The organism is Candidatus Tisiphia endosymbiont of Beris chalybata (assembly GCF_964026555.1).
GTDB lineage: Bacteria > Pseudomonadota > Alphaproteobacteria > Rickettsiales > Rickettsiaceae > Tisiphia.
The window spans coordinates 311,451-325,466 of record NZ_OZ032159.1; the positions used below are offsets into that span (position 1 = coordinate 311,451).

Here is a 14,016-nt window from a genome sequence, read left to right on the forward strand (position 1 = left end):
AAGCCTTAAAATATAAGGTTTGTGCTGGAATATTGTGGGATAGAAAAGTCAATTTTGCTGCATATAGAAATGATAAAAATGAACTGATGGTTTTGGTGTCATCAATTGAGGTCGAAGTTGATATTTTTGCTTTATATAGGTACCGCTGGTCCATCGAACGGTTGTTTAAGCATCTCAAAAGCGGAGGCTTTGATATTGAAAAAAGTCACTTAGTAAATTTGGATAGATTCAAAAAATTATTGGTGGTAACTACTATTGCTTCAGCTTTAATAGTTAAGAATGGCTTAATACAAAATTCACTAAACCCAATCCGTATAAAACTCCAAAAAACCACTGAAAAACAATTATTTTCATTATTTACTTACGGGTTTGATCATATTAAAAATATCTTTTATCAATCTATCATTAATAGCTGTAACTCAACTAATACGCACCTTATTAATACCTCCAAAAATAGAACTTCTTACTACTTACTCTGCCTCCCTACAAAAATCGTAGGGTACTATGAACGAGAACTTTCTCAAGAGCAACTAGCAAGCAAAATCGGTAAAACTAAGCAATATATCTCAGCTATTGAAAAAGGTACAAGACAAGGTACAATAGATACTCTAAAAAAGCTCAGCTTTGTTCTAAATGTTGATTTGGGTATGCTTAGTTAAGTAATATTTGGCGCACCCGAGAGGAGTCGAACCCCTAACCTTATGATCCGTAGTCATATACTCTATCCAATTGAGCTACGGGTGCTATATAGATGATATAATACTTTGAAAAAACGGCTGTTTGTTTCCTATAATGTTAATACAATAATTATATCAGAATGGCAAGCTGTACTAAATCATTTTAAAATCAGATATCAAATATAAGATTATCAATTAATTAAGACGCTTGCATTATACTAACGAACTAGAATAATTGTCAATCAAAAAGCTATGATTTGCTGGGTCTTGTGGTAGTTGTTAAGATGGATCTAATGGTTACAGGGTCGTTAGCCAGTTGCAGCAAGTCTATTAATAAGCCTAATACTGATTCCTAGGCCGATTTTAATAAAACAATTATCAATTAATTCTCTAAAAGTGTTAATTCGAGCTGGATGCTAATCTAAAAATATGTATACTGTATATAATAGACTTCCTACATAAGTCTAAAAAGTTATTTATATCCTATACATTAGACTTCTTTATAAAACTAGTCGCCCTTATAGTGTTAGATTCAAGGAAACCTATGCTTATTGCTCTTATTCGTACAATTATTGTTCCTGGGCTGTGGAACTTAGTTGCATTTAAACATGCCAAGGCTCCTTGTATAAGAAAGGGTTTTGATACAGTAAAATCTATCATTATATTCGCTTTACTTACTATATTAATGCCTTCTATTGCTCTAAGCGCTAGTACCACCCCTGCAGGCAATAATAAGCCAACCAATATTTTAGAAATTACTCCTCCTATCACCCCCCGACTAGAAAAATATTACTTAGGCCAGTTATTTGGTAAGAATAAGCTATATATCTCATTATGTGATGCCACAATAACTGAGCGTTGCGCAAAGCCTAGAATTATTGCCGAAAATGGCGGTAGAATTGCTAAAGGTATTACTATTAGTCCCTATATTGGAGGAGAATGGAGAATTAATGAGAATTATCATATAGAATTTATTCCTGCAACTTATTGGCTTGCTAAAACAAATTATACTATCACGATTGATAAAAATAGTTTGCCCATTTTTTCCTCTCTAAACTATAATATTATCTCATTTCAAACTCAACCGTTAGCGCCTAATATTAAAGAAATGGGTTATATCCAAGATGAGTATGATCTGGAGAAAAAATTCGTGCAAGCTAAAATAGAATGGAATTATCCAGTAGAACAAAAATCTTTTGAAGAAAGACTAAAATTGAGCGTAGAAAATACTCAATCCCTATTACCTTTGTCCATAACCTTGAACGATAAAAAAACTGAAGCGACGGTTACTACTACCCTGACAGCTCTTACTGATAAAGAACGTGTTGCTTCTTTAGTAATATCGGAAGGAGTGAAGCCTTTATATGGAGGAAAAGCTCTGAGCCATTCAGATATAGAGGAAATGGATAGAACATATATGGTAGGTAAAGAGAACTTTCATAAACACCACGAACAAACATTAATACCTGACATATATTCTTACTTTAAGGTCAAGAACGTCGATTTTACTATTGTGAAGAATGAAAAGAATATACCAGAACAAATTATTGTTATTAATACTAATGTCCCAATTTCTCCTGAAGAATTAAAAAATAATTTGCAACTATTATTATTACCTAAAGATAAAGCTGGCTCTTTTATGGGCGCTCCCAGTCAAAAAGACTATCAATGGAAAAGTAGCGCAGAAATAACTAAAGAGGTATTTGATCAAAGTATGTTAGTGAATTTTGATTCCTTACCTACTTATACAAAATACTCAAGTACAAATAGTATTAAAGTTAATATGCCGCCAGGTAGATTCTTAATGCTAACACTAAAACGCGGCACTAAATCGTATGGTGATTTGATTTTAGGGCAAGATTATCAGAAAATAATTCGTGTTAATAATTTCTTGTCGGAAATTAAAATAATGTCCGAAGGATCGTTACTATCTTTATTTGGAGAAAAAAAGCTGTCAATTTATTCTTTAGGGGTGAGTACGCTCAATATAGAAATAAATCAAATCGCTAAACATAATATTAATCATCTAATTAGTCAAACTTACCAAGATAGCAAATTTCACCAACCCAACTTTCGAAATTGGAGTTTTAATGAGTATAATATATCTAAAGTTTTTGAAGAAGTTAGAGAATTAAACTCAGAAGTGAAAAATATTCCACAATATTCTACTTTAGATTTTAATCAATATTTGAAAAGTAAATCTTTTGCCCCGGCAGGAAATGAAGAAAATAAAGGTTTATTTTTTGTAAAGATATCTGATCTTAATTCTAATGTGCAAGATAAAAGACTAATTTTAATTACTGATATAGGCTTCTTAGTCAAAATTCAACAAGATGGTATGCAAGAAATTTTTGTATCTTCTATTACAAAGCAAGCTCCATTAAAAGGAGCACTAGTGGAAATCATAGGACTAAACGGGCAGGCAATTGCTACCGCGACTACTGATAGTTCTGGACATGCCTCTTTACCAAATGTTAGAAATTATATGCACGAAAAATCTCCTGTAGCATATATTATTAAACATAAGAATGATCTTGCTTTTATGCCTTATGGAAGAAGGGATAGAGAGGTAAATTACTCAAAATTTGATGTTTCAGGTATCACCGCTTCAGCAGAAGGTTTAAAAGCGTATTTATTTTCTGACAGAGGAATATATAAACCTGGGGAGCAGGGTAATATTGGGATAATAGTGAAGCAGGCGAACTTTGCTAATAACCTAGAAAATATGCCATTAGAGCTAGAGGTAACCAACCCTAGAGGGCAAATCTTTGACAAGAAAAAAATTACTCTAAATAAGGAAGGGTTGGTAGATTATTTATTTCAAACGAATGATAGTTCTCCCACTGGCACCTATAATTTTGCTCTATATATTGCTAAGGACAGATATAGGGGCAGTATGCTCGGGAATGTAGCAGTCAAAGTTGAAGAATTTTTACCTGATAGGATGAAGATACAATCTCGATTTAAGGTGCCTAGTAAAAAATTATATGTTTCCCCAGACAATCTAACAGTAGAAGTGGACTTACTGAATCTGTATGGTTCCCCTGCGGTTGGAAGGACGGTGGAAGCTACTATTAACTTAGTACAGACAGGCTTTACCAATCTAGGCTTGCCAGACTATAAAGATTATATATTTTATAGTGGGATGGTAGACGAAAGACATTTTACTGAAAAACTGAATACTAGTATAACCGATAATAATGGGCATACAGAATTTGATTTAAACCTCAAACAATATAGCAATGCTACCTATCGAGTTGACTTTTTGGCCGAAGGATTTGAGCCAGATTCTGGTAGGAGTGTTAAAACTACTAACACAATTTTAGTATCTCCACTTCCGTATATTATTGGGTTTAAACCAAGCAGTAATCTAGCATACCTTAAACGGCACGACGAATGTAATCTAGAATTTATTGCCTTAGATAATGAAGGTAATAAAATTAGCATACCTCAGCTAGAAGTTGAATTAAAAAGGATAAATCATGTTAATAGCTTAACCTACCAAGCAGATGGTAGTTATGCTTATCAGTCCTTACCCATAGAAACCAGTATCACTAAAAGCGTAATTGCTGCTAATACTGGTTTAAGTTATCTGTATAAGCTCTCAACGCAAGAGGTAGGAGATTATGCTATTTATCTCCGCGATAAACAAGACCCTGATAAACTAGGTAGGGTCTTTTCACATATAGAATTTACCGTAATAGGAGAAGGGAACGTATCTGCCAGCTTAACTAAAAATAGTTCCTTGAAAATTAAAACCAATAAAGCAGACTATAAGGCTGGCGAGGAAATAGAAGTCAGTGTTACTGCCCCTTATATTGGTTATGGGTTGATCACTATTGAAACGGACAAAGTGCATAATTTTACTTGGTTTAAAGCTCATACTAGTAATAGTACACATAAAATAACGGTTCCTAAAGATTTTGAAGGTAAAGGCTATATTAATGTGCAGTTTATTAGGTCACTGGCCTCAAGTGATATTTTTATTAGTCCTTTCAGTTATGCGACCATCCCCTTTACTGCTAATATTGAGAAACGAGAACAAAAAATTATTATCGATGTACCCAAGAAAATACAGCCGGGGCACGATCTAACGTATTAAATACCGTACTAAAAGGCCAGGGAAAATAGCCATCTTTGCGGTTGACGAAGGTATATTATTATTTGGTCGTTATCAAACTCCTAACCCTATCAATTATTTTATTAATAGTAGAGCTTTAGAAGTAACTACTGCTCACGTGTTAGACCTAATCCTACCGGAATATTCCCTGCTGAGAAGATACTCTAGCGCCGCAGGCGACGGGGTTTATCGATTATGGTAAAAATTTAAACCCCTTTAAACGCAAAACACAGCCACCAGTCGCCTTTTGGTCGGGGGTACTCGACTCTTCCACGAGCGAGCAAGAATTAAGTTTCCCGATCCCTGACTATTTTAACGGTACTATTAGAGTAATGGCGGTTGCAAGTAATCAAGAGGCAATTGGGAGCACTGCAGAGACTACATTAGTGCAGGGCGAGTTTGTGATTAGCCCTAATCTACCATTATTTGCCTGCCACCCCTGGGGATGAATTTACTATTCCTATCACAATTGCTAATAATGTAGCAGGATCAGGCAATAGTGCTAAAGTACAAATTAATGCTCAGCCAAGTAGCCATCTAGAGTTACTTGATTGCCCCAAAGAAATGTTAATTGCAGAAGGAAAAGATAGTACTGCGCAAGTACGCGTTAAAGTTAAGGAGATATTGGGAAGCGCTAGCATCCAAATTACTGCTGCTCTAGGCGAGAGTAAGGCTTCAATAACTAGTACTACGAGTATTCGTCCTGCTAGCCCAAAGGTTACTACTGTTGACACTGGCTATACCAATAATAAAGAATTAGATATTGTTATGTCTAGAAAAATTTATCCCGACTTTGGGAAGGTGAAAGTCTCTCTTTCTCTACTACCAGTTGGGATTATTACTGGGCTTAAAGAATATTTAGATAATTACCCTTATGGTTGTACCGAACAATTAGTTAGCCAAAATTTTCCTAATGTATTATTGTATGATCAGCAGGATTTAGTGAGTGGATTAGAGCTGCAGCGTAAAAAATTATACGAAGGCCTAACGCAAGTATTCACCACTATTAGCGAGAGACAAAATATGATGGTAGTTTTAGCGTATGGGGTAATTATGGGGCCTCGGATGACTTTACTACAGTATACACTATGCATTTCTTTACTGAAGCTTTAACGAAGAACTTGCCCGTACCAGATCATACCTTTAGTGCTGGTATTGATTACCTAAAAAATATGGCTAATAAAGCAATGTTTTCCAAAGATCAAGCGCGGGAGAAAGCTTATGCTATTTACATTTTAACTAGAAATAATGTGGTGACTACTCATTATATCGCTAACGTTATAAATTATTTAGAAACTGCTTATAAAGATCAATGGCATAATGATTTAGTAGCAATATACCTCGCTGCTACTTATAAGATGCTCCATATGATCCCAGAAGCTAATCAGCTATTAGAGCAATTTAATTTAAGTGCTACTATAAAAGCGGATGTTCAGGCTCCAACATCTTATAATTACAGCTTTTATAGTAATTTAATTAAATATTCCCAATATATTTATCTATTATCCCTACATTTTCCTGAGAGATTAGACAAGTTTACTCGTGACTTGAGTGCTAGCATAGCAAACTCGATCAATACAGGGTATAATACTATTGCTTCATCCTATGCTATTATGGCCAGCTTAGCCTACAGTAATACAATGAACAGCACTGTAGATAATTATTTTACACTTCAGCAATATGGTCCTCAAGCGTCCCAGGCCCCAGAACTCAATTTAAAAGCTGCACGAATTACTACAACTGAACTAGGGGTGGAAACTAATAAGTTGAAGATTATTTCTACTGCTCCTAATTTCTTCTACCAATTGATAATAGCAGGTTTCGATCAGAAGGTAGGAGATACAAGGGAGGAAAACGGCATTGAGCTTGATAGGCAGTATGTGGACGAACAAGGGGAACCAGTGAGCAAAGTTAAACTCGGCAGTACAGTAAACGTTTTATTAACTATCCGGTCCGCAAGTAATGCTACCTTACCAAATATAGCAGTAGTAGATTTACTGCCAGGTGGTTTTGAGTTAGACAGTGCGCCGAATATTAAAACAAAATTGTTAGAAAGCTGGGAACCATATTATGTTGATAAGCGAGATGATAGAGTAGTAATATTTGGTTCAGTCCCGGATTATAAAGTGCAATATCAATACAAGATTAAGGCAGTAAATAAAGGTACTTTTACTACTCCCGCCTGCTATGGGGAGTCTATGTATATCCCTAGTATTTATTCGAGAGGTGTTATTGGTAGTATAGTCATTGAGTAGCCGTTGGTCCTTGCGCAAAAAATTATACCATTTCCGAAAACTAATCATCACATCGCCTTACTTCATGTTCTTCGCTATATTGCTAGGGGGTATTACCTCATATAACGCCATGTTCGACTTTTTTTTAGCAGGTAACTAATTTTTCGAGTTGTGTTGGCACAAGTTTTAAAGACTTTGTCAAAAATGTAGCAATAGTATGAGCAAGTAATTTTCTAGCGATGCGAGATTGTAGATGCCAGTAACTCTTAACTCTGATAGCATTAATAGCAAAACGTTCTGTAAGCTGACCAATAACAGTTTCAATTAAACGACGAGTAGCAGTAATCCATTTAAGGAAATTCTTGGATCTATTATCCTTCATATTCTTTTTTAAAGGTGTTTGTAAATCAATGTTTTTGGTGGCCAACTCATCTTTTAAATCCTGACCAAGATAGCCTTTATCGCCCAGTACCATGCCACTAATATTAGGAGACATTACTTGCAGAGCTTCACGTTCAGACCCATTAGCAGGAGTTATCATGAATCCAGCTATTCGACCTTCTTCATTAATTAATACGTGTCCTAGAAAACCGTAATAATAGCTATCTTTCGAAGCGCAGTACCCATAGTCAGCGTATTCCTTAAAACATCGCCCTCTCGTTGCTCGGGCCAAATTTATTACAGGAATCGGTACCCCATCTATCATATGCAGATCTGATTTGCTTGCACTCTTAAACAAGTCGGCAAGCAGCATGTTCTTAATAGATAAAAGACCGCTACATTGCTTCACATAAGACGGTCTACTCTTTAGATTGGGAAACCATTCTTGAAAATGACGTTTAAAATATTCCCATATCTGCTTGTCTTGGTGCAAACCGATAAATTCTCCCACCACTTCCATTGTTAATGCTTCCACGTCACTTAAGCAAGGTGGAAATCCTGCTTTCCTTACTTTGATATTTTTGGTTATTATAGTCATTTTTTCTTCTATGAAACAATACACAGTAATGATAAACTCTTCTAGGGTCATAGCTTCTTTCTCGATAATTGAACTATGACCTTATTAGGCTATCCTATTCTTTTGTCAATCTTAAAAAAAAGTCGAACATGGCGTTCATATATGATTATTATTAAGCCCCCTTTGCTGACCGAGGCAAGTTTCTCAAGGGTAGTGCTTGATAGAGAGGGTGAACTCATGAGAATGTCACTTTCGTTAGACCAGAAATATAGATTATATGTGCCTCTTACTGACATTTCTCCAAAATTAATACAAATTATTCTATTATATGAAGATCAATATTTTTATAGCCACATAGGAATAAACCCTAGCTCGTTGTTAAATGCTTTTGTTAAGACCTATATTACAGGTAACCGAAAGGTTGGGGGTTCAACTATTACTATGCAAGTAGCGCGGATAAAATTTGCTATTAACTCAAAGAATATAATAGGAAAATTATGGCAAATTATTAAAGCAATACATTTAGAGTTACATTACACAAAAAATGAAATTTTAGAAGCGTATTTAAACCTTGTTCCTTATGGAGGGAATATTGAAGGGGTGGGAGCAGCAAGCTATATCTATTTTAGGCGGCCAGTAAAGGATTTGAATATAATTGATAGCGTAACCCTTGCAATAATACCCCAGCACCCTGTTAAAAGATCTCCCCAAAGTAACGGCACCTTTAATACTGAGCAGATAATGCTTACCAGAAAACGTTTGTTTAATCGTTGGGTGCAAGTCCACCTCGAAGATAAAGTATATGAAAAGCTTCTTCACTTACCCATAACGTTTAACTCTACTAAAGAATTACCGTTTTTATCACCTCAATTTACTTTATCCTTGCTTGCTAATTATAGTAGTAACATTATTTCCTCAACTTTAGATAAGGATTTACAAATTACCTTAGAAAAACAAATAACAAATTATGTAAATTCATACAGTAATTATGGGATACGTAATAGCGCAGCTCTACTTATTGACTTTATTAATATGGAGGTATTAGCTAGTGTTGGCTCAGCGGATTTCTTTAACAGCTCTATTGATGGTCAAGTTGATGGGACCAGGGCTAAACGTTCTCCCGGCTCAACCCTTAAACCATTTGTGTACGCTTTAGCCTTTGATCAAGGTCTAATCCATCCTTTAACGGTACTGCAAGATTTACCACGGCAATACGGTAATTACCTAGCAGAAAATTTTGATAGTAAGTTCATGGGTCCTATTAGTGTTCGTGAATCATTAATCAAAAGCAGAAATATCCCGGTTTTATATCTTGCTTCACAACTTAACTATCCAACTTTCTATGAATTTTTGCGCAGCGCTAATATTACTAAACTAAAAGCTTTTCCCTATTATGGACTAACTATGGCTCTGGGCTCGGTGGAAGTCACTATGGAAGAATTAGTAAAGTTATACGCTATGCTAGCGAATTTAGGGGTATATCAAAACCTTAACAAAATTAGAGATAATAATATATCTAGTCAATTTCAGGAAATGGCTACAGGTGCCCACAAGGAGCAAAAGCAATATAATAGTCAAACCTACGTCAACACCAGCAGCCCCGTCGTGCCACCCCACCACCCCTTACAAGGGGAAGGAGAGAATATAAAGCCAAAGGTGAGACTCTTAAGTAAGGAAGCTAGCTATTTAACCTTAGATATTTTAAAAGATATAGGGCAGCCAGGATTTAATTATAATATGGCTAACCTTAATAGCAGGCTACCAGTTTACTGGAAAACAGGTACTTCAAGCTCATTTCGGGATAGCTGGGCTATTGGAATATTTGGAAAATATGTACTTGCAGTATGGGTGGGCGATTTTAAAGGAAATACTAGAGGAACATTTATTGGAGTCAAGACAGCCGCCCCCTTATTTTTTAATATCATAAATGCTATAGTAGATAAAAAAGCTAGTGAAGATCTATTGTTAAATAAATACCCGGAACTAAAAATTACTAAAGTAGCAGTATGTGCCGATACGGGAGAGGTAAATAATAATTCATGCTTGGTGAAAGCTATCACTTGGTTTATTCCAGGGGTCTCTCCAATAAAACCAACTGGTATATATCAAAAAATTGTGTTACCTACTACTAATATACCTCGTGTAGAATTGGCGCCAAGCAGGGAAGGTGAAGGCGTCTTATCGCCCCAAACCGCAGGGCGCCCTGAGTCATGTGAAGATCCCCGCACCGGAATCTTCCGCCAATTCCCAGCAGGAGTAAGCTGCGAAAAAAGTCTATTATCTAAAGAGCCTAATATTTTAGGCAAGGAAGAGGATGATCATACTCCTTTAGCGGTTAGTTATAAAAAATTAGAAATTACTTCTCCCTTAAAGAATGTTATATATTCACTAAAAAATAACAATCAAATAATTTTATCTGCCAATACGGATTCTAGAGCCAAGGAAATTTTTTGGTTCGTTGATAATAAGCTGATAGGGCGAACAACCCCCAACCAACCATTATCATGGACAGCTAAACCGGGCAAAATGGTGTTACGGGCGGTGGATAATAATGGAGCAAGTGATACGCAATTGATAATAACCAGCAATTAGGTCCTGTGAAGGGATTTTGCAAGAAAATTTAAGTTTTATAAAAATTATAATTATAAAGGATTAAAATGATTGTTTTAGATAAAGCCATTTTTTGGGGTATCATTATTGGGGGTTTGATTGCTTCTTTAATATTAATCTCGGATATCTTAACGCCCTTTTGTATTGCCGGGGTAATATCTTACTTATTACAACCAGTAATTTATAAGCTTTCCCACCGCCATAAATATCCGCGAAATATGATAGTGGCGATAATTTTTGGCTTATTTGTTAGTATTTTTATTGTGGTGGTAGCGGTCATATTACCAATAATATATCAACAAATAACGTTGCTTATTAGTAAAATTCCTACTTATAAAGATTATTTACAAACAGAATTAATTCCCCTTATTACCGCTAAAATTCAAGCAGTAGAACCATCCATAGCTAATCAAATAAAAGATTTAATTAATAATTTGGCTAATAGTCTCTTCTCTATGATGACTAGCCTAGCTAATAATATTTGGCATTATACGATGGTGACCATCAATGTATTTCTGATCCTGGTATTAATTCCTATTATTTTATTTTATTTTCTACGAGATTGGGGTAAAATCATCACGACTATAGATAATTTATTGCCTCTAAAAAATAAACAAAAGATTAAGCAAATGTTAACTGCTATTAATAATACTTTAGCTGCTTATGTAAGGGGACAACTTAATATTTGTTTATTATTATCAACTTATTATAGTATTGCCTTATGGCTTGTTGGGGTGGATTTAAGCGTATTGTTAGGTGTTTTATCTGGTTTTTCTATAATTATCCCATTTGTGGGGGTATTTATAACTTTTTTCCTGACAATGATAGTGAGTTACTTTGCTTTAGGGATAGGGAATAAATTATTTTATATAGCTATTATATATATTATTGGCGTGCTGGTTGAGGGTTATATATTAACCCCTAAAATGATAGGAGATAAAATAGGGCTACACCCTTTATGGATAATATTTGCGGTTCTGGCGCTTGGTAATTTATTTGGTTTTATTGGGATATTTTTTGCGGTGCCTATGGCAGGTATAATAAAAGTGTTATTTTTAAGCACTATTGAATTATATAAATCTAGTAAGTTTTATAAGTCTTAAACATGATCCAAGATTCACAGCAATATATATTACCGTTATTTGATAATGTTTTATATCCTCTGGATAATTTTATTAATTCCCCTTCTAATCAAGCCGCTTATGAAGCAATTAATAATTGGCCTAATATTTGGGGGATAAAACCATATGAGCTGGTACTGTTAATTTACGGCCCTTCTTCTTCTGGTAAAACCTATCTTACTAAAATATGGCAAAGTTTAACGGATGCTTTGGTTATTACTAAAGATTTAAATATATTAAGCAATGAGTTAATCTCACGTTATAATGCTTTTATTATAGAGGATATAGAAGGGCTAGAAGAGCGCGAAATACTTCATTCTTTTAATTTACTCAATGAGTCGGGTAAATATTTATTAATGACTACCAGTAGTTTGACTAATAGCTTTGCCTTGCCGGATTTATCTTCGCGGATTAATGCCAGCTTACAGATAAAGATTAACCCTGCTGATGATGAATTAATAACGAAATTAATTTTTAAATACTTTTCTGAGCATTCAATCATGGTGAACGAGCAGGTAATCAAATATTTATTAACTCATTTGCCTCGGCAATGTGCCGAAATAATAAAAACACTAGCCAAGATCACCCATTTTGCTTTAGTCCATAAACATGCTATTACTATTTCTTTGATTAAAAATGTGCTCTCTAACGCCTCTAGTGACTGAAAATCCCCAGGTCTAATTTTTTCCTATCTCCTGTTTACAAGTTTTTGTGTCTTAAAATATCTTTTTCTATCAATTTTTCTAATAAAGCACTTGCTTTATTTTCATTAATATTTTATATTGCCCTCGATTAAAAAATATTAATATTTTAATATATACATTAATACTTTAATCGTTATGCAACCACAACTGTAGTTTGGTAGTTTTGATAAAATAAAAACCAAAAAGACAGGTTTGTTGGTTAAAAGAATTTATATTAATTAAGAAGGAGATAAAGGATATGCTACCCTTAAAGGAGATACGACATGCTGGAAGCCCTCTGGGCAAGACATTAGACTCGTCAGTCACAAGTACTAATAATTCCAATTGGCGCACAAAAGAGAATCTGAAGCCGGAAAAAAAGAGTAATAGTAAGTCTACTAATCAAGAACCAGGTAGTGGTGCAGGTGAGTTTGATGAGCTTGTAGATGAGTTGAATGAGTTTATTAACGTTCCTGCTAATAATACTATAGACTCAAACAATACTGGCGGCGGAATACAAGAATCTTGGCGTGGGGCACAACCAAGGAATATAACAGAGGATATAGGTTTAATACTTACTGAGGGGGATCAGGGGCTGCCGGATGGAATACAAGACTTCAGAGCGTGGTACCAGGAAAATAACCACTCTACATTCCAGCCCTTTGTTAGGGGTGCTCCTATGTCTAGTACGTTTACCCCTGCTTTAAATGGACCAAATAACCCTAATGATTTAGTGTCTGCTCTAAAAAATCATCCATGGTTTACTGCTACTATGGCCAGCTTAAGCATAATAGGGTTCGTGGCACTTGGATCCTTGGGATGCCAGGGAGCCAAAAAGCTATATAGTTGGGGTATGAAGATGGTGGTAAATTCGGATCCCCATGTATCCCACCCGCAGGCTGGTGGAACAGCTGTTGATACAGAAATGCAACCAATGCGGAAGAATCCTAGCAAAGATACGGCCCTTTATAACCTTGCCCCACAGGACGAGGAATCTGAAGGGGTAACAAAGAAAACCCAGGATTGTAGTACTACTACCGCTCCGCCTGTGCCAGACCATCAAATGGCTCAGCCTTTTCTTCTGAACCCATCTGATAATGAGTGGAGAGAGGTAGCATTTAAGCGGCAAGCAGCGGGAGCAAGCTATATTGATCTTCTCAATAACCAATCTGACACTATAGAGCCTATAAAAGTGTTAGGTGATTTCAACTCACAAATTATTGATAGTATAGACCCTTAAGGGTGCGTACAGGGTATTTATCTTTAAGTATGCATGGCTGTTATGCTGGCCATATACTATCGTGTATGTATCATAATGATATAAGCTATACTCACGATTCCGTTGCTTAAATCTTACGAATGGGATTTAGCTACTATTATTTTTGAGATTTAATTTCTGGTAAATATGTTCTTCTATTTCTGAAGAACATATTTATGCAGGAAAGTCATTATGTTTTAAAAATATCCCCCTCTACCTTGTACATTAATTTCACCTATAATCTCTTCCCCAATTCTTGGCTTATTACCCATAAATTTCAACTTTTCAAACCCCCTTCTATCCAGAAAAGTAATCTATTTTAACACAACCCCTACTAAAGTTGTGACAAAAATGT

At 35.3% G+C, this 14,016-nt stretch carries 10 protein-coding genes and 1 tRNA gene; 9 read left to right on the forward strand and 2 right to left on the reverse strand.

The features are described 5' to 3' along the window. Positions 1-32 precede the first annotated feature (32 nt). A complete protein-coding gene (locus AAGD44_RS01590; protein ID WP_341764294.1) occupies positions 33-659 on the forward strand; it encodes a helix-turn-helix domain-containing protein in 627 nt (208 codons plus the stop codon). Between the two features lie 8 nt (positions 660-667). Here the strand turns inward: AAGD44_RS01590 and AAGD44_RS01595 are convergent. Then, positions 668-744 (reverse strand) — tRNA-Arg (locus tag AAGD44_RS01595). Between the two features lie 477 nt (positions 745-1,221). Here AAGD44_RS01595 and AAGD44_RS01600 point away from each other — a divergent pair. From AAGD44_RS01600 to AAGD44_RS01610, 4 genes are all read left to right on the forward strand, one after another. After that, complete coding sequence (locus AAGD44_RS01600) at positions 1,222-4,779, forward strand: MG2 domain-containing protein (protein ID WP_341764295.1); 3,558 nt, start codon at positions 1,222-1,224, stop codon at positions 4,777-4,779. A gap of 317 nt (positions 4,780-5,096) precedes the next feature. Next, positions 5,097-5,246 carry an alpha-2-macroglobulin family protein gene (locus AAGD44_RS07795; RefSeq protein ID WP_410521003.1) on the forward strand — a complete coding sequence of 50 codons (150 nt, stop codon included), beginning with the start codon at positions 5,097-5,099 and terminating at the stop codon, positions 5,244-5,246. Then, complete coding sequence (locus AAGD44_RS01605) at positions 5,224-5,910, forward strand: hypothetical protein (RefSeq protein ID WP_341764296.1); 687 nt, start codon at positions 5,224-5,226, stop codon at positions 5,908-5,910. Before AAGD44_RS07795 ends, AAGD44_RS01605 begins: the two co-directional genes overlap by 23 nt. Then, complete coding sequence (locus AAGD44_RS01610) at positions 5,886-7,052, forward strand: hypothetical protein (protein ID WP_341764297.1); 1,167 nt, start codon at positions 5,886-5,888, stop codon at positions 7,050-7,052. The genes AAGD44_RS01605 and AAGD44_RS01610 overlap by 25 nt, the downstream gene beginning before the upstream one ends. A gap of 124 nt (positions 7,053-7,176) precedes the next feature. Here the strand turns inward: AAGD44_RS01610 and AAGD44_RS01615 are convergent, their stop codons facing one another. After that, positions 7,177-8,061 carry an IS982 family transposase gene (locus AAGD44_RS01615; protein ID WP_341763539.1) on the reverse strand — a complete coding sequence of 295 codons (885 nt, stop codon included), beginning with the start codon at positions 8,059-8,061 and terminating at the stop codon, positions 7,177-7,179. Positions 8,062-8,085: 24 nt separating this feature from the next. Between AAGD44_RS01615 and pbpC the strand changes: the two genes are divergently transcribed. From pbpC to AAGD44_RS01635, 4 genes are all read left to right on the forward strand, one after another. After that, positions 8,086-10,581, forward strand: a complete 2,496-nt coding sequence (gene pbpC, locus AAGD44_RS01620; protein ID WP_341764298.1) for a penicillin-binding protein 1C — start codon at positions 8,086-8,088, stop codon at positions 10,579-10,581. A 65-nt stretch (positions 10,582-10,646) separates the two neighbouring features. Continuing rightward, the gene (locus tag AAGD44_RS01625) at positions 10,647-11,702 is read left to right on the forward strand and encodes an AI-2E family transporter (RefSeq protein ID WP_341764299.1); all 1,056 of its coding nucleotides are present in this window, start codon (positions 10,647-10,649) and stop codon (positions 11,700-11,702) included. Positions 11,703-11,704: 2 nt separating this feature from the next. Then, positions 11,705-12,385 (forward strand): HdaA/DnaA family protein, encoded by a 681-nt coding sequence (locus AAGD44_RS01630; RefSeq protein ID WP_341764300.1) that lies wholly within the window; start codon positions 11,705-11,707, stop codon positions 12,383-12,385. A 277-nt stretch (positions 12,386-12,662) separates the two neighbouring features. Then, positions 12,663-13,643, forward strand: coding sequence for a hypothetical protein (locus AAGD44_RS01635; RefSeq protein ID WP_341764301.1), 981 nt, complete (start codon positions 12,663-12,665; stop codon positions 13,641-13,643). Positions 13,644-14,016 lie beyond the last annotated feature (373 nt).